This window comes from Arthrobacter sp. NPDC058288 (genome assembly GCF_042880995.1).
GTDB lineage: Bacteria > Actinomycetota > Actinomycetes > Actinomycetales > Micrococcaceae > Arthrobacter.
In genome coordinates this window covers 1,708,551-1,725,793 of record NZ_JBHVYH010000001.1, presented here as the reverse complement: position 1 = coordinate 1,725,793, position 17,243 = coordinate 1,708,551, and the positions used below count along the sequence as shown (strand labels likewise).

Here is a 17,243-nt window from a genome sequence, read left to right as displayed (position 1 = left end):
TCCCAACGCGGCGGGAATGCGTCGTGTAGTGGTTGGCACCCGTGAGCCTCAAGGCCGGCGGCGGCCTTGCGGAAGGCGCTTACTGGCTTGCTCGACCAGTTCTGTTATCCATGGGCGGTGCCCGCGGTGGAAAGCCATTCCTCCAGGCAGGCCCTGGACGGATGGGACGGACCCGGTGATGTCTATGGTGATCCTGCCGCCGGCCAAGGGTGCGTTCGTGATGTGGAGGTCGCCGTACGATTCCGGAAGCACCGGATCCAGCCAGAAGCCTCCGCGGGAGACGTGGGCGTCATACCGCATCAGGCTTGTCACCAGAAGGATCGGTGTGGTCGCTGCCCAGGCCTGCGGTGAACAGGCCGTGGGGTATGGCACCGGCTCAGCAAACTGCTCACGGCTGAAGCCGCAGAACAACTCCGGTAGCCGGCCGCCCGAGTATTCTGCAGCCTCCAGCAGCGCGGTGGAGATCCGCTGAGCTTCCGCAACGAAGCCATAACGGAGCAGACCGGCCGCGATGATTGCATTGTCGTGCGGCCAGACTGAGCCGTTGTGGTAGCTGGCGGGGTTGTAGGCACCCATGTCGCTGGCGAGGGTGCGCACGCCCCAACCGCTGAACATCTCCGGTGACATGAGGCGTTCGGCCACTTTGGATGCTTTGTCCTCATCGATGAGGCCCAGCCATAGACAGTGGCCCATATTGGATGCGCAGGCATCTACCTGCTGCTTTTTGCCGTCCAGGGCCACTGCATAATAGCCCCGCTCAGGCATCCAGAACTGTTCGTTGAACTGTTTCTTCAGTGCCGATGCCCAGCCGGCGAGTTTGTCGCCCAGAACCGTGTCGCCGGCGTCGTATGCCATCCATGCTCGCGCCAGATACGCCGCGAAAACATAGGCCTGAACCTCGCAAAGCGCGATGGGTGGTTCTGCCAGTCGGCCGTCGGCGAAGTTGATGCCGTCCCAGGAGTCTTTCCATCCCTGGTTGATCAGCCCCTGGTCGTTGAGGCGCTGATACTCGACGAACCCGTCGCCGTCTTTGTCTCCGTAGTCACGGATCCAGTCCAGCGCCCGGTCCGCGTGGGGCAGTAGTGCGGCGATGGTGTCCTTGGCGAATCCCCAGCGGCTGACCGCCCCGAGGACGTCAACAAACAATGGCGTGGCGTCAACACTTCCGTAGTAGACGGACTTACCTCCCAGGGATAGTCCGCTGGAGACATCGAGCCTGACCTCGTGGAGGATTTTTCCCGGTTCCTCCTCGCTCATTGGATCGACCACGGTCCCTTGGCGGTCCGCCAGAGTCTGGAGCGTGCCCAAAGCCAACGATGGGTCCACCGGTAGCGCCATTTCCGAGGCCCACAGCGAATCCCGTCCGAACAGAGTCATGAACCAGGGCGCACCGGCCGCCACCACGACCCGGTCCGGGTGGTTCGGATCCTCGATGCGAAGGGCGCCGAGGTCGTCGTAGCTGCGCCTAAGCGTGCGTTCGATTGACGGGTTCCCCATGTGGAGCACCGGGATCCGGGCCACCCACTCCTGGCGGCGCCGGTCACTAGGGGACAGCCCGTCACCCTCAGCATGCACGAACGAATCAGAGGTGGCTCCGCCCATGCCGGGTACCGCGATGAGGAGAGCGCTCCACTGGCCGTGGGCTGCGATAGAGGCCCGGTACGTGATGGCCTCCGGAGTCATTTCCGCTCCCGGGGCGCGGACTACAACGCCTTTTTGGACGTCTTGCCACGCAGACCGGATGGTCAGCACATGGCCTTCCGCCTGACGGTTTTCGCTCCATTGCCGCTGGATCCGCGCTTCTTTGACTTCAAAGAGATCGGCGAAATCAGCCTCAACGGTAAGAGAGACAGAGCATTCGACAGGGTCCAACGAGAAATTGCGGACGGTAATCTGTTCTCGGATTCCAGTTCCCACCTCACGGAGCCGCTCGACTATCAGGGGGCTGTCGGCATATCCGTCGGTGCGTGGAACACGTCCCGCGAACAGTGCACGGTACGGCTCCTTCGTCTCCGCGGCCAGTGGCTCAAGCGGTTGTCCGTTGATGGTCAGGCTCCACTTGGAAAGGATCCGAGTGTCCTGGACGAAAAGGCCATGGGGATGTTCCGGATGGATGTCGCCATTCGGCAAGGAGATACAGAAGGACGACCCCTCGACCAGGGTGACCGTCCCGGCCCCCATGGGACCGGCCGCGGTGTCAGAGTTCCACCCAGCCATTTTGGCCTCCCTCGGAATCAAGGCCCCTGCGGCCTCGGTTCCAGGCCGCTGCCGTCGAAGCCAGCTCTGTGATCGACGCTACGCTCGCAGGCCCTCCGACGCTAGGGCTTTGATCAGCGGGAGGAGGCCACGGCATAAGTACACCCGTCTTGCGCGCGCCGGATGTTTGCGGGGGTGGACTTCAGTTCGATTCCGACCTTGGGGACGTGTTTTCCCTGTTCAGGGGGTTGGGACTCTGCGTGTCGCATCGGGCGGACCATGCCATCAACGTGACACAGCCTGCGAAGACCGTAGCCGTAGTTCCCTTAGAACAGCGGCCAGGGCACCGCCGACATCTCACCGCGCGGAGCCGGAAACCGCCCTGCCAAGCGCAACCGGGCGCAGCGAGCGGCGAGCGCTTCGATTTCTTCGGCGCTGAGCAAGTCCGCCAGGTTTCGGCCCAGCCCACCGTTCAGTCCCTCGCTGACACGATCTATGCCCTCGCGTTCCTCGGCTGTTAGAGCGTCTCCTATCCACCCCCACAGGACCGTGCGCAGCTTGTGGTCCCGGTGAAAGGTGAGCCCATGGTCCACGCCGTGCCGGTGTCCGTCCGTCATAGCAAGAATGTGGTCGCCCTTGCGATCGGCGTTGTTGACGATGACGTCGAACACCGCCATGCGTCTGAGCGCCGGCGAGTCTTCATGAACGAGGGCGACCATCCGTCCGTTCTCATCCTGACCCTCGAGAACGTGTTTCCAACCGGTCTCCGGTACGTCGTCGGACGAAACGAGATCCACCGCGTTTTGGTCGGGGTCTGTCTCCTGCCAGAGCTGCACCATCCCTTCGCCCAGCGGACCATCGCGCAGCCAGGTGTGCGGCACGACGTTCCAGCCGAGGACCTCCGAGACCAGGTAGGCGGCTACCTCACGGTGAGCCAGGGTGCCTTGGGGAAAATCCCACAACGGTTTCTCCCCGGCTAACGGCTTATAGACGACTGTCGTGTCGCCGATGCTGCCTAGAAATGTAGCGTTCGACGCCGTTGTGATGCGCCCGGTGAGCGTCAGCTCGGCCGTAAGCAGGTCCGGCGCTGGCATCAGACCTCGGGAAGGGTGCAGATGTGCCCGTCGGCGTCTATCGGGTAGCCGCAGCGCGAGCACGTCGGACGCCCGGCGCCCACGATCTCCCGGGTGCGCTTGGCGAATGCGCGGGCGGTGCCGACCGGCATTCGAACCAGCAGCATTTCGGGCTCGTTAGCGCCGTCCCCATCAAGCGATTCGTCGTTGTCATCATCGACATCGGTGATGGGGTAGGCCTCGATGACGACCTGGGCCGTGGTTGGGTCCCAACCTAAGCTTATGGCGCCGGCGCGAAACTGCTCCTGGACGGCCTCGAGCTGGTCATTGTCGACAAGTTCAATGGGAGTACTCTTGGGAACGCTGAAGGGGTTGCCCTCGACGGTGATGAGCTGGTCGAGAATTTCGTCGATCTTCTCCGCGAGCAGAGCCGACTGCTGTTTCTCCAAGGCAACACTCACGATCTGCGTCCCGGCGCGCACCTGCAGGTAGAACGTGCGCGCCCCCGGAAGACCAATGGTGCCAACGACGACCCGATCAGGCCAGGCAAACTCGTGAACAAGTGTAGGCATGTCAGTATTCTAGGCACATGAGGTTCATAGCGCCTTTTGCCCTGAACCGCCGCCCACCGGCGCATCGCCCGACTGGATGCCGTTCGAGAGCCACGACAGATCACCCGCGTCGGTGTTAGTCGCGTAAACACTCGGCCGGCTAGCTCCATAGCGCACGACCGATACGGAGGCGGGCCCCACGTTAATACGCTGGAACAGGTCAAGGTGCATGCCGAGCGCGTCGGCGAGAATTGACTTGATGATGTCGCCGTGACTCACCGCCACCCACACGGCACCGGGCCCGTACTCGGCTTCGAAGGCTGCATCGTGGCGTCGAATCGCTGCCACCGACCGCGCCTGCATGGCGGCCATGGATTCACCGCCGGGAAAGACGACGGCGGACGGTTGCGACTGCACAACCGGCCACAAATCCTCGGTCGCGAGATCGCTGAGGGTGCGGCCCTGCCACTGACCGTAATCGCATTCGGTGAGATCGGGATCGACCGGAGCGTACGGCGAGCCAGCCTGGCGATCGAGGATGAGCCGGGCGGTCTGCTGACAACGTTCAAGAGGGCTCGACACCACCCCGACTACCGGCACGGCCGCGAGCCGCTCGCCGGTCCGAGCTGCCTGGTCACGCCCGATCCGGTCCAGGCTGACGCCAACGGCCCGACCGGCCAGCAGTCCGGTGGCATTGGCTGTGGTGCGGCCGTGCCGCACAAGAATTACTGTCGCCATCCACCCAGCCTAACCACCCGCTCGACGGCCGTGTGAACCGTACCGGGTCCGCTCGGGTCGTGTGCCTTTGATGTGATGGACCACATCGACGCCGGGTTGTGCGTCCAGAACCACGACGCGGGCACTAATTGGAGACTACGGCTCGCCTTCCCGATCCCGGATACAGCTGTTCGCTGGCGGGCACGACCTTCGTCGGGTGGTCTTACGCCCCGCGGAGCAGGAAGACCGGTAGTTAGTGGTGGCGAGTGCTGTTCACCATCGTGCCCGTGGCCCGATCCACCGCATAGGAGACGGCAGCACCGCTGACGTAGGCCAACAAATCCGCGGTCCCGAATGTGGTTCCGAGGACGAGCCGAAGGGGTGGCCAGGATTGTCCGAGGTCGGCGGGAAGACCAGTGAGCTGGAACAACTCGATCATCATACAGACCGCTAAGGCTGCGGCCGCAACAAGGGCCTTGGGCTTCGAGGGAATCAGGATGGCCACGAGAATGTAGATGAGCACCGCATACAGGCCATCACCGGCAGGGCCGGTCCACTCCGCATCGCTGAGCATGCGAATGCCCAACCCGAGCACGGTGCACATTAGCGCGGCGATGCACAGCAAGGCCCGTCTGATTCTGGAACGCCCCGGTTCGACAGTACGGCTCACAGTTCCGGTACCGCTGCTGTTGGAAGACAGATCACTGCCCTTAGCCTCCAACTGTCGAAGCTGCTCATTACTTTCCCTAACGCGGACCCATGAGAGTCTTCGCACTTAGCCTAGCTCAGCACTCTGGTGCGATGAGGGTCCTCAGCCCCGGTGTCGATCTGGCGGCGGACGTGGCGGCCGGGCTGGAGGCGTAGTTGCACCTGTGGTGGAGCCTTTGCGTGTGACGCTGCCGTGCGCGGGGGTGGTCAGGGGCGGGAAAGTCCTTGCGGGTTCGCCTTCACGGATGCCTTCGGGAAGCGGTCGTAGACTCAGGGCATGTCTGATGTGGGGGGACCAAGACTTGTCCGCTTCGTTGCTGCCCTGGTAGCGGGAAATATGCTGTGTGCGGGCCTGGCCTCCTGCGCCTATGAGGATGAAGAAGATCCGCAGCCGACGGCGGCCGGGCGCAGCGCCCGCCCTGCACCTTCCCTCCCGAGTGCTAGTCCTGAAATTCTGAGCGTTCAAGCGGGTAATTACGTCGAGCTGGAAAAGCGGCTGGCAGGGGCCCCGGGTTCCGTGCTGCTCGACCAGTCCGGCCCCGCGGATGGACCCGGCGTTGGATTTAGCAAAATAGCCACAGTGAAGACGGCTGGCACGTATACCGTCACGGCAGCTTGCGTGGGTACCCCCGGGGCGCAGATTATTCTCGGCCGCCCGGGACTAAATGACTTTGTGCCGCTTGACTTGGATTGCTCCGGCGTCTTCTCCCGAGTGGTCGAATTGCAGGCCGGAACCCTCAGCGCCCAGCTGATGCGACAGAACGTGAACGGGCCGTGGACCGGGGCGGTCGCCGGGCTGCGCATCACGACGGAATGATGCCAGGCGCGAAGTCAACCGCGTGAAACCATCGACACAGCGTAACGTGCCACTGACATCGTGATCGGTTCGGGAATGACCGGGATGACGCCGGGAGCCTCGGGGCCTGCAGCCTTTCACCTCTGACTTGGGCGCTGCGGGAGCGGAACTCCTTCGTCGTGGCGCTGGCATCAGTGCACGCCGACGCCTTAGCTGAGTCGGTCCAGGATGCGAATTTTGTCCGCGAACGTCTGGTTAACCTACGTGGATCCGCGGGCGCCGGGCAGGGTCCGGTTCGTGCTTGCGGATGATTTCCCGCACAACCGGCGGGGTGTCGCCGCGGCCCAGGAGCAGGTAGCGCATCAAGTGTGCCAGCGGGTTGCCTTCGGACCATTCGAAGTAGGCGTGGGGGATGACGCCGGCGGTGTCCCGAAGAGCGAGCAGGATCGCGGCGATGGCGTTGGGCGCTGCCGGGCTTTCGACCCGCAGGACGCGGTGGCCGTCGACTTCGACGCCGCGCACGTCCAGCGTCCCGCCGAAGTTGGAGGGGTCGATGATGTCGATTTCGAGGAAGATGACATCAGCCGTCCCGGGGACTGCGTTCTGGCCACGTTGCTCGTATTCTTTGTCGGCATACTCCCGGCTGTCGCCGCTTTGGCGGCGGTTGGCGATCAGGTTCAGGGCGCCGTCGTAGTCCAGGGAGTCGGCGATGAACCGGCGGCTATTCTCGTCAAACCTGATCAGGTCTGCGCGCAGCTCGGTGGTCCGCGCGACACGGGAGACGAGGGAGATCGCGATGATGCCGAGGATGAAGAAAGCCGAGATGGTCAGCCCGTCGGGTTTCTCAATGACGTTGGCAGCCAGCGCGTACAGCAGGATCAGGGACAGCAGCGCAAAGCCTGCCCCGGACCGTCGGCTGCCCCGGCTGAAGGCGGAGATTGTGACGGCGATGGACCCGGAGACCATCATGGCCAGGATTCCGGTGGCGTACGCGCCGGCCTGGGCGTTGACGTCGGCGTTGAAGCCAATGGTGATGAGGATGCTTACACCTGTGTAGACGAGGACCACGGGACGGACCGCGCGTCCCCATTCCGGGGCCATTCCATACGCGGGGAGGTAGCGGGGGACGATGTTAATCAGGCCGGCCATGGCGGAGGCGCCGGCGAACCACAGGATCAGGATGCTGCTGACGTCGTAGACCGTGCCGAAGCCGTTCCCCAGTAGATGGTGTGCCAGGTAGGCCAATGCCCGTCCGCTGGCTTCGCCTCCGGGTTCGAATTCCTTGGCCGGGATCAGGACCGTGGTGACGAAGCTGCTGCCCAGAAGGTAGACGCTCATGATGGCTGCGGCCGCAGTGAGCAGTTTGCGGGTGTTCCGCACCCGGGAGGTGAGGCGTTCCTCGGCCGTCCGGCCCTCGGCGGCAACCAGCGGCATCATGCTGACGCCGGTTTCGAATCCGGACAGGCCAAGGACCAGCAGCGGGAAGGCTATGACGGCAGGGCCCAGAATGTCCGTCATGCCGCCGCGTGCTGTTAGGTCTCCGGTCCAGGCGGACAATGGGGCGGGATCGCTGACGACCGTGGCCACGCCGGTGATGATGACCACGGCATTGAGGAGCAGGAATACCGCCACGAGGGGCATGGCAAGCACCACGGCCTCGCTGAACCCGAGGAGGAACACGCCGCCCAGTATCAGCAGCAGGACCACGGTGATGAGTACGGCCTGTCCGTCGAGGAATTCGGGGAGGTAGGGGTTTTCCAGCATGTGTACGGTGGCGTCCGCCGACGAAAGTGTGATGGTGATGATCCAGGACGTTGCCACGAACCCCAGGAGGATCAGGACGAATATCTTCCCCCGCCAGAACGGCAGGAGGCTTTCCAGCATTGCCACGGAACCTTGTCCGTGGGGACTTTCGCGGGCGACCCTGCGGTACATCGGCAGCATTCCGAGGAGCGTGAGGGCAACGATCAACAGGGTGGCCAGCGGGGACAGGGCTCCGGCGGCAAGGGCCGCGATGGCCGGCAGGTAGGACAGCGTGGAGAAGTAATCGACGCCCGTCAGGCACATGACCTTCCACCACGCCTGCGGCGTGGTGTGGTCCTCGGCGCTTTCCGGGCCGATCACGGGCTGGACCTGGTGTTTGAGCAGCCACCGCACCAGAGAGCTTCCCGTATCGGGCTCCGGCCCCGGCCGCCTGACTTCAGCGGGAATGGTCTGGTGGCCCGTGTCGCTCATGTGCGTCTCCTCTGTTGCCGGGGCGCAGCACGTCCAAAATGTCCGACACCTCGGCGATTCAACCTAGTCCCCGGACGGACCACAAATGCGTGTTTCGGCATTTTCTTTACGCGTTCTTAACGCCGGCCGTTCCGCCCGGGTAGTGGCCGCTGCCCCGGCGATTGCCGCGTTGGCATGACGAGGCATGGTTATCACGTACACAGCACGTCACCGCCTCCCTTAGAGGCCGCGGCGTCCTGCCCAAAGCCCGTGCAGCAGCGGCGCTAGCGAGCCGATCATCAGCAGGTTGCCAAGCAGCGTGTCGTCCGCCCGGGCCACGGAACCTGCGATGAGCAGGGCGCCGAAAACCAGGGCCGAGGCGGTTCGCTGCGCCGTCCGGTCCAGCCGTGCCACCTGCCGTTCGAGACGCGGATTAGCAACGGATAGTGAGCCGTCCTCGATTCGAGTGAGAAGCGTGTCCAGTCGTTTCGGCAGACCCAGTGCGACGCCGGCGGCCTCGAGCGCCTGCCGAGCCACGTCCTGCACGATGTTTCCGCGCTCGTCGCGCAGCAATTGCGCCGCATAGGGTTCCACCGCGTCCCACAGATTGAACCTGGCATCCAGCGAGCTGCACACCCCCGAGGTGAGCGACATCGCCCGGATGATGAGCAGGAAGTTCTCCGGCAACTGGAAGGGAAGCGAGCGCACCAGGTCGCCGAATTCCACCGCAAAATCGATGAACTCCCGCGGGTCCACTTCGCGAAGCTCAGCGAAGCCCATCCCGCCGAACCGGGCGAAGAGATGCGTCATCGCCCGCTCAAGCTCGGCCGTATCCGCCGACGGCATCAGCACACCCACATCGCGGATCGCGGCCACCAGGCCCTTGCCGTCACGCGAGGCGGCCGCGATCAGAAGCTTCCGCAGGCCGCTGCGGGTACTGGGAGGAACCTCGCCCATCATGCCGAAGTCGATGAACGTCAGCTTCCAGGGGCGTCCTGCGGATGCATTGGAAGCCGGTGTGACGAAGATGTTCCCGGGGTGCGGATCGGCATGGAAAAAGCCGCTGCTGAACAACTGGTCGAACATGACCGAGGCGAAAACCGTGGCAACCTGCGCCGGATCGATACCCGCCGCAAGAAGTTCCTCCGAATCAGTGATTTTGATCGCCGCGACATTTTCGAGGACGAGCACGCGGCGGGTGCTCCACTCCCATGCGACATCGGGCACACCAACCCGGTCGTCGTCGGCGAAATCAGCCGCGAAGCGTTCTGCATTCGCTGCTTCATGCAGGTAGTCGATCTCCTCAAGACTAATTTGCGCAAACTCCTCTACCAGCGCGGGCATGTCCGCACGATCGGACACCAGGCGCACACGGCTGAGCCAGCCGCCCACTTTGCGCAGTGCCGCCAGGTCGACGTCGACAATCGCTTCGATGCCGGGGCGCTGCACCTTCAAGACCACGCTGTGGAGACCGGCGTCGGCGGCATTGGCGGGAAGGAGGTGCGCACGGTGCGCCTGCCCGAGGGATGCGGCGGCGATTGGCACCTCTTCGACTGAGGCGAAAACCTTGTCCAGCGGCGCGCCCAGCTCCGCCTCGGCAAGTGCTCGGATGGCGGGAAACGGGACGGGGGGCACCTCGTCCTGGAGTCCCTCGAGTTCCTTGGTGATCTCCGGCGGAAGCACGTCGAGTCTGGACGACAGGAACTGACCCACCTTGATCATCAGGCCGCCCAAATCCACGGCCAGCACACGGAAGCGCTGCGCGAAGCGCCGCATCCTCCTCGTCCGTGTGCGCTCGGCAATCTTGCCTAGCCCGACGCGGGGGAGGAACAGCTCACACCACCAGGTCACCGTAAGATGCCACGCGGCGAAGCGAAGGATGCGGCGGTATCGGGCGCGGGTGTTCCCGGCGCTGGCTACCGGATCTGCCCGGTCCCGACGGACCGACGTCACCCCGTCAGTCCTGGGCGAGGATCGAATACAGCCGGCGACGTGCCTCGTCAAGCACCGCCACGGCCTGTTGCACCTGCTCCGGCGAGCCGGTGCGACCCACCTGGGACGCGGCCTGCGCTAGCTCAAGGCCAGCCTTGGGCAGTGCCGCGAAGCCGGTGCCGGAAGCCTGGCCTCCTAACTCCCACGGCGCTGACGCATGCGCGCCCGCCATTTCCTCCCGGCCTGCTTCGGTGAGCGAGTAGATCTTGCGGCCATTGGACTCCTCGGCGCGGATCAAGCCCTCATCGGCCAGCAGTTGCAGCGTGGGGTAGACCGAGCCGGCGCTCGGCTTCCAGCTGCCGCTGCTGCGCTCCTCGATTTCACGGATGATCTGATAGCCGTGCATCGGCCGCTCCGCCAGCAGGGCCAGCACCGCCGACCTCACGTCGCCCCGCCCCGCGCGGGTGCCGGAGCGCTTCTCAAACCTTGAACGCAGCTCTTCAACGGCCTGCCACATGCTGTCGATGTTGGGACCGCCAAATCCGCCAGCCGGGTGTGCATTACGCATGTTGCTCTCCTTAATGAATCGCGAACGATACTCAACGATACATTCCGATATACGCTGAACGCTTGGTTGGTCCGCTATCGAGGGTCAGCCCCCGAGGCGCCGGCTAAATGACACAAGACGCGACTGCATCTCCCAGTACGGAGTGGCGGCCGGCGCCTGCTTGCCGTCCCGCAGGGCGCTGACGACGTTCACGGCCGCGTCAATTGCTGCGCGGTACGGCAGGGAACCGGAACTCACCCGCCGGACGCCCAAGTCACCCAGCTCCGTAATAGTAAGCGAGGGATGTGCCAGCACGTTGACCGGCAGTCCAATGCCGGCGGTAACGTGGCGGATGTCCTCCGGAACCACAAGTCCGGGGACAAAGATTCCGTCCGCCCCGGCGTCGGCGTAGGCAGAGGCGCGGAGCAGGACGGCATCCACAGTGGGCTGTTCGCCGAACCATATGTTGTCCACCCGTGCGTTGACGAATGTGGCCGGGCTGCGTCCCTTGACTGCGGCAACCTTGTCGGCAAAGGCTGCCGGATCGACCAGGTGCCCGGCCGTGCTGTCCTCCAGGTTGACCCCGGCCACACCATGGGAAGCCAGTCGGGCCACAAATTCAGCAACCTCGGCGGGATCATCGGAGTAGCCGTCTTCGATATCCGCCGTGACATGGACGGGCAGGCGGCACAGCTGTTCCACGAGTGTGGTGGTCACAGCCTTGCTGGATCGGCCTCCGTCCGGCAGGCCGGCACTTGCCGCAATGCCAAAGCTCGTGGTGCCAACGGCCGGGAACCCCGCTGCCGCGAACGCCAAGGCGGATCCGACGTCCCACGCGTTGGGCAGCAGCAGCGGCGCCGCAGTGTGATGGAGTTCCCGAAAAGTGGCCATTTCATTCCCATCCCCTGCTGCCGAATAGGTGAATCCCCATTCAGTCTACAAACGCGACCGGGCGCCGCAAGGGATCGACGTTACACGGAGGCCGGTAGCCGCTAAAGCGGCCAGTCGGCTCTTCCTCAAGTCCGCGAGAACCTCCGGCGGTAACATGGAAGAAGATACATGCGCCGGCTTGCCAAGTTCACCGAAAAGGACTGGAGACGTTGCCACTCGAAACACTGCCCGTTCTCGACTTCTCCCGATTGACCGCGGGTGCGGAGGAGGCGTCCCGGTTTCGGGACGAACTGCGCAACGCCATGCATGAGGTCGGTTTCCTGTACCTGGCCGGCCATGGCATTCCGCAAGAGCTCATGGATGCAATGCTGGATGTGTCCCGCCGCTTCTTCGAGTTGTCCGAAGAGCAGAAGCTCGCGATCGAGAATGTCCACAGCCCGCAGTTCCGTGGCTACACCCGTGTCGGCGGGGAACTCACGGACGGTGCAGTCGACTGGCGCGAGCAGATCGACATCGGCGTGGAGCGGAAAGCAGTGGAGCCGGGTCCGGGTGTCGCCGACTATTGGCGCCTCGAGGGGCCCAACCAGTGGCCGGATGCGCTGCCCGAAATGCGGGGGATTGCCGCCGAGTGGATGGAGCGGCTGAGCAGCATTTCATTGACTCTCCTGCGGGCCCTGGCGTTGTCCCTCGGGGCGCCCGAAGACACCTTTGATGAGGCCTTCGCTGCACGGGCCTTCCCCGTACTTAAGGTTGTGCGGTATCCGGGGTCATCCCACGAGGAACCGATGCAGGGGGTGGGCTCCCACCGCGACGGCGGTGTGCTGACGCTCCTCCTGGTGGAGCCCGGGAAGGGTGGCCTCCAAGTCGAATACGAGGGGACGTGGATTGACGCACCTCAGGTGCCTGGAACTTTTGTGGTCAATATCGGCGAGATGCTTGAGCTGGCCACGAACGGCTACCTGAAGGCGACCCTGCACCGCGTGGTCTCGCCGCCTCGCGGCACCGACAGGGTCTCCCTTCCGTTCTTCTACAATCCGGCCCTGGATGCCAGGATGCCGCAGCTCGCGGTGAGCCCTGAGTTCAGGAGCAAGGCGCGCGGCCTGTCGGTTGACCCTACGAACAGCCCGATTCTGGAAACCTACGGGGAGAATGCCCTTCGATACCGGCTTCGGGCCCATCCGAACGTCGTCGCGGAGCATCACGCGGACCTGATGACGGGCTGACGGCGTCCACGCTCGTCCGGAGGTGTCGCCTATTTCCTCCAGAGCTATGGTGAGGGTTTCTGCGGATGGGGTCAGGCGTCCGGTCCGGCGGCGCCTTCCAGGGACTAGGGGGCAAATACCGCCGCTACGACGTCGTCGCGGAGGTAATACTGGCGTTGTTCCAGCGGTACCAGGCTGCCGCGGACGACGTAATAGCCCCGACCTTCGCCGGGTCCGCCGGCGGCGCGGTCAATGGCATCAAGCATGTCCGGGTCCAGGAGTTGGTTCGGGCCGCGCTCCCGGAGCGCAGCCAGGACTTCGGGCCGAAGGGAGCTGAGGAGCCCTTGAATGTCTGTCATTGTCCGCATCCTTGCCGGCACCGCTGGAACACACATACTTCCCCCGCGGGCGAGCCCCGGGGTGCCTTGACCGGTTGCGTCCACCCCGATTGTAGGACCCTGTGAACGGCCCGAACAGACCTTGTTTTCAGGCCGCACAAGCGCTAACAGGGAATCGCGGCAGTGCTTTCCGGAACCCGTGGAGCCGCAAGTCATCCCGGGGGCTATGGGCTGTGATCGGACTGCTGACGTTCACGGCGGCAGCGATAGGTCTTGGCGGCCGGCGATCTACGACCGGGTTGTGAGCGAAGGCCTCATTCCCGGGGCTTACTCGCTCTATTCGATCTTCATCCTTGGTCTCTGGTTTGGCCTGCCCCTGCGCGTCAGGTCGCAGGGGCGGGTGCCGTGCTGTTGCGAACCACCAGGCGAGGGGTAAGCACTTCGGTGCGTTGCGGCAGGGAGGGGTCGGCGATGCGCTCGAGGAGCAGCCGGGCGGCGTGGATGCCGACGTCGCGGCTTACGGGGTCCACGCTGGTGAGGGACAGGTGCCGGATTCCGGCCAGATAGGTGTTGTCGTACCCGACAAGGGAAAGCTGCGCGGGAACTTTCATGCCGTGGTCGTCGGCAGCCGAGAGCGCCCCGACGGCGAGGACGTCGTTGCCGGCGAGGACTGCTGTGGGAAGCTGTCCGCTGAGGATGAGGTTGTTCATTGCCTCGAAGCCGGAACGTTCACTCAGGTCCGTTTGAACCATGCGGATGTGCTCTTGGAGACCATGGCGGGTCATCGTGACCTGATAAGACTTAGCCCGCAAGGCGGCTGAGCCGGTGGGCGCAGTGAGGTAGGCGATGTCCTTGTGGCCGAGGCTGATCAGGTGTTCGACGGCGATACGCGCCCCGGCGACGTCGTCGTTGGTGACGAGGTCCGCGGTGGGAAGCTCGAATGCGCGGGCCCCGACAACAACAGTCGGGGTATGCGCGGTGGCGCGCACCAGGTCGTCGTCGGTCTTCACGTCTCCGGCGATGATGAGCCCGTCCACTCGGAGTTCCATGAAGGCAGACACCGGGCTCTCCCCGGGCCGGGCGAGGTAGGTGGGGTCGCTGAGGACCATTCGCAGGTTTTGCTCACCCAGTACGCTCTGCAGCCCGTCGAGCAGTTCCACGAACCAGGGATTCGCCAGATCGTCCAGCAGCACCCCGACAATCCGGGTGCGCCCGCTGGCCAGCCAGCGGGCAGCATTGCTGGGGCGGTAGTCGAGTTCTGCGATGGCCTCGGCGACAGCCTGTCGCTTTTCTGCGCTGACTTTGGGGGAGTCCCGCAGCACCAGCGAGACCAGGGCGCGGGAGACGCCGGCCACCCGCGCGACGTCGTAGATCGTGGCGCGTTTGGGTACTTCCTGGTGCTTCACTTCACTCCCGGAGGATCGGCCGCTTTCCGAAGGCAAGCGTATCGCGGCCGGTGCGGCACCCTGCCGCCCCGGCCGCGATCGTCATGGTTGCCTGGCGGGGGAGATGCTAGCTGGCCGTGGCCTTCGCACCCGGCGCCGCCGTCGGGGGCGCGATGACGGGCAGGCTGCCGGTGCGGAAGTGCACCTCCAGTTCCTCCAGCGACTGGCCCATGGTCTCGGGCACGAACTTGGACACGAAGACCAGGGACATGACGTTTACCAGGACGAAGAGCGCGAACGTTCCCGTCGAGCCGAGTGCCACAACGAGGATCGGGAATAGGAAGGAGATGCCGGCATTGACAGTCCAGAGGGCAAAGACGGCGATGCCCATGGCGAACCCGCGGATGGCCATCGGGAAGATCTCCGAAAGGAGAAGCCAGACGCAGGTGCCGATGAAACACTGCACGAAAGCGACGAAAAGCATCATGGCGGCCAGGATGGTGTAACTGACCACATCCGACTGCGGCAGCATAAAGACGACGGCGAGGATCGCCTGGGAGGCGACGACGCCGGAGAATCCGATGACCAGCATGCGGCGTCGTCCGATGAACCCGAGCAGGTAAATGCCCAGGATGGTCATCAGAACCGATGTCACGCCCACCGCAACGGTGGCTATCAGAGATGCACTGACGCCGAGTCCGCTGCGTTCCAGGATCGTGGGAGCGTAGTAGTTCACCGTGTTGATGCCGGTTGCCTGCTGCACTACTGCCAGGCCGATGCCGATCCACAGGAGCTTGCGCATCCAGGGATTGTCCTTCAGGTCACGCCACGCGTGGGACCGCTCGTTCTTTGCCGTGTTGGCCGAATCGACGATTTCCTTGTATTCGAAATCCGCTTCTTCCGCGCTGCGGCTGAGGTCGAGGATGCGGCGGCTCTCTGCAAAGCGCTCCCGGATCGCAAACCAGCGGGGCGATTCCGGGAGAATGAGCATGCCGATGAGCAGGGCGATGGCCGGGATCGATGCCACGCCCAGCATGAGGCGCCAAACCTCGGGGTCGTGGATGAGAGCGTCGAGGAGGGCGTTGATGGCGAAGGCGAGCATCTGGCCGGTCACGATCATGAGTTCATTGATGGTGACCATGCGGCCGCGCAGGTGTGCCGGTGCCATTTCTGCAAGATAGAGCGGGCAGGTGACAGCCGCGGCGCCAACGCCGAGGCCCAGGATGACGCGGGACACCACCATGAAGCCGACCGTCGGGGCAATCGCACAGCCCAGGGCGCCCACCAGGAACAGCAGCGCGCAAACGAGGAGGGTGCCGCGGCGTCCAAGCGTGTCGGCCAGCCGGCCGCCGCTGAGCGCGCCGACCGCTGCCCCGGGGAACAGCAGGGCGCTGACCACGGTGGCTTCTTCGACGGGGCTCATGCTCAGGGAGTCCTGCATGTAAAGCAACGCACCGGAGATGACTCCGGTGTCGTAACCGAACAAAAGTCCACCGAGAGTGGAGATGACGGTAAGGCGGGCAAGATACCCGCGATGTTTGGAGCCAGGTTTGTTGAGCGGTGTGGTCGAGCGTGCTGCGTGCAACGACATTGTTGACTTCCTCGGATCGAGTGGCCCGAACAACTGGACCGTTGGTGGGGGTTCCGGCGAGTGCGCCAGATCACGTTCAACTAACGTTAGAGCGCTCTAACGCCGGAGTCAACAGTTTGTTCTGACATGCGATCAAAGTGGCGGGTCCGCCGATGATTCCCGCCGCAGTCACGTACGCCCGGTCCCTGGTCCTGGCCCCCTGTGTCCCCGCGTTGGGATACCGGACCGCTCCTGGTGGAGAATGCGTTCATGACCAATGACGATCTACGGCCTGTCTACTTTCTTTCGGACAGCACCGGCATCACGGCGGAAACGCTCGGCAACACCTTGTTGACGCAGTTCCCCGCAAACAACTTTGACCGGATCACGGTCCCCTTCATCACTACCGTCGAGCAGGCCAGGACCGTGGTCCGTACCATCGACGACCTGGCCGCCACCGGTCCGCGGCCGATCGTCTTTTCCACCGCCGTCAGTAGCGACATCCGCCGGGCACTGGCCAAGTGCCAGGGGATCGTTGTGGACCTTATCGGGACGCACGTCGGACAGCTGGAGGAGGCGCTCGGCTCACCGGCCAGCGGCGAACCTGGCAGGGCCCATGGCCTGGGCAATGCGGAGCGGTACCAGTCCCGGATGGCCGCCGTCGAGTACGCCATGGAACACGACGACGGCCAGAGCCTGCGTGCGCTCGAAAAGGCGCAGGTCATCCTGGTGGCACCGTCACGCTGCGGGAAGACGCCCACCACCATGTATCTGGCGCTGCAACATGGGATTTTCGCCGCCAATTTTCCGCTGGTGGACGAGGACTTTGAGCGGGAGGGGCTTCCCAAGCCCCTGAGGCCTTTCGTTGAGAAATGTTTCGGACTCTCCTCCAACCCCCTGCGCCTGAGCCAGATCCGTACCGAACGCCGCCGCGGCTCGCCGTACGCATCACTGCGGCAGTGCGGCTTCGAGCTGCGCAGCGCCGAGCAGCTGTACGTATCCCACCGGATTCCGTACCTGAATTCGGCCACGGTGTCAGTGGAGGAAATGGCTGCGACCATCCTGCAGCGGATGAATCTCAAGCACTAGGGAAAATTTTCACAAACTGAGTGTGGCGCACATC

Annotated in this window: 15 protein-coding genes; 3 read left to right on the top strand and 12 right to left on the bottom strand. The window is 64.2% G+C overall.

Going from position 1 to position 17,243, the window contains the following annotated elements:
• Positions 1–48 precede the first annotated feature (48 nt).
• The 5 genes from ACFVWT_RS08220 to ACFVWT_RS08200 all read right to left on the bottom strand — a co-directional run bounded on the left by ACFVWT_RS08220 (position 49) and on the right by ACFVWT_RS08200 (position 5,162).
• Positions 49–2,217 carry a glycogen debranching N-terminal domain-containing protein gene (locus tag ACFVWT_RS08220; protein WP_390246846.1) on the bottom strand — a complete coding sequence of 723 codons (2,169 nt, stop codon included), beginning with the start codon at positions 2,215–2,217 and terminating at the stop codon, positions 49–51.
• 305 nt (positions 2,218–2,522) lie between these two features.
• Complete coding sequence (locus tag ACFVWT_RS08215; RefSeq protein ID WP_390246844.1) at positions 2,523–3,290, bottom strand: SCO1664 family protein; 768 nt, start codon at positions 3,288–3,290, stop codon at positions 2,523–2,525.
• On the bottom strand, positions 3,290–3,841 hold the full coding sequence (locus tag ACFVWT_RS08210; protein ID WP_390246842.1) for a DUF3090 domain-containing protein: 552 nt from the start codon (positions 3,839–3,841) through the stop codon (positions 3,290–3,292). The genes ACFVWT_RS08215 and ACFVWT_RS08210 overlap by 1 nt, the downstream gene beginning before the upstream one ends.
• Positions 3,842–3,865: 24 nt before the next feature.
• A complete protein-coding gene (locus ACFVWT_RS08205) occupies positions 3,866–4,558 on the bottom strand; it encodes a histidine phosphatase family protein (protein WP_390246840.1) in 693 nt (230 codons plus the stop codon).
• A gap of 232 nt (positions 4,559–4,790) precedes the next feature.
• Entirely contained in the window at positions 4,791–5,162 is a 372-nt protein-coding gene (locus ACFVWT_RS08200) for a DUF2809 domain-containing protein (protein WP_390246838.1), read from the bottom strand.
• 663 nt (positions 5,163–5,825) lie between these two features.
• Between ACFVWT_RS08200 and ACFVWT_RS08195 the strand changes: the two genes are divergently transcribed.
• Positions 5,826–6,062, top strand: a complete 237-nt coding sequence (locus ACFVWT_RS08195; protein ID WP_390246836.1) for a hypothetical protein — start codon at positions 5,826–5,828, stop codon at positions 6,060–6,062.
• Positions 6,063–6,296: 234 nt separating this feature from the next.
• On the opposite strand, the gene ACFVWT_RS08190 is transcribed toward ACFVWT_RS08195, so the two are convergent.
• From ACFVWT_RS08190 to ACFVWT_RS08175, 4 genes are all read right to left on the bottom strand, one after another.
• Positions 6,297–8,276, bottom strand: coding sequence for an amino acid transporter (locus ACFVWT_RS08190; protein ID WP_390246835.1), 1,980 nt, complete (start codon positions 8,274–8,276; stop codon positions 6,297–6,299).
• Between the two features lie 219 nt (positions 8,277–8,495).
• The gene (locus ACFVWT_RS08185) at positions 8,496–10,208 is read right to left on the bottom strand and encodes an ABC1 kinase family protein (protein ID WP_390246833.1); all 1,713 of its coding nucleotides are present in this window, start codon (positions 10,206–10,208) and stop codon (positions 8,496–8,498) included.
• Positions 10,209–10,212: 4 nt separating this feature from the next.
• The gene (locus ACFVWT_RS08180; RefSeq protein ID WP_390246831.1) at positions 10,213–10,755 is read right to left on the bottom strand and encodes a PadR family transcriptional regulator; all 543 of its coding nucleotides are present in this window, start codon (positions 10,753–10,755) and stop codon (positions 10,213–10,215) included.
• 84 nt (positions 10,756–10,839) lie between these two features.
• Positions 10,840–11,625, bottom strand: coding sequence for an isocitrate lyase/phosphoenolpyruvate mutase family protein (locus ACFVWT_RS08175; RefSeq protein WP_390246829.1), 786 nt, complete (start codon positions 11,623–11,625; stop codon positions 10,840–10,842).
• Between the two features lie 209 nt (positions 11,626–11,834).
• Here ACFVWT_RS08175 and ACFVWT_RS08170 point away from each other — a divergent pair, with 209 nt between their 5' ends.
• A complete protein-coding gene (locus ACFVWT_RS08170) occupies positions 11,835–12,848 on the top strand; it encodes an isopenicillin N synthase family dioxygenase (protein ID WP_390246827.1) in 1,014 nt (337 codons plus the stop codon).
• 104 nt (positions 12,849–12,952) lie between these two features.
• On the opposite strand, the gene ACFVWT_RS08165 is transcribed toward ACFVWT_RS08170, so the two are convergent.
• From ACFVWT_RS08165 to ACFVWT_RS08155, 3 genes are all read right to left on the bottom strand, one after another.
• Positions 12,953–13,186 carry a hypothetical protein gene (locus ACFVWT_RS08165; RefSeq protein WP_390246825.1) on the bottom strand — a complete coding sequence of 78 codons (234 nt, stop codon included), beginning with the start codon at positions 13,184–13,186 and terminating at the stop codon, positions 12,953–12,955.
• A gap of 362 nt (positions 13,187–13,548) precedes the next feature.
• Positions 13,549–14,571 carry a LacI family DNA-binding transcriptional regulator gene (locus ACFVWT_RS08160; protein WP_390246823.1) on the bottom strand — a complete coding sequence of 341 codons (1,023 nt, stop codon included), beginning with the start codon at positions 14,569–14,571 and terminating at the stop codon, positions 13,549–13,551.
• A 106-nt stretch (positions 14,572–14,677) separates the two neighbouring features.
• Positions 14,678–16,141, bottom strand: a complete 1,464-nt coding sequence (locus ACFVWT_RS08155; protein WP_390246821.1) for a sugar porter family MFS transporter — start codon at positions 16,139–16,141, stop codon at positions 14,678–14,680.
• Between the two features lie 249 nt (positions 16,142–16,390).
• On the opposite strand from ACFVWT_RS08155, the gene ACFVWT_RS08150 reads away from it, so the two are divergent.
• Positions 16,391–17,209, top strand: coding sequence for a pyruvate, water dikinase regulatory protein (locus ACFVWT_RS08150; RefSeq protein WP_390246819.1), 819 nt, complete (start codon positions 16,391–16,393; stop codon positions 17,207–17,209).
• The last annotated feature ends 34 nt before the right edge of the window (positions 17,210–17,243 follow it).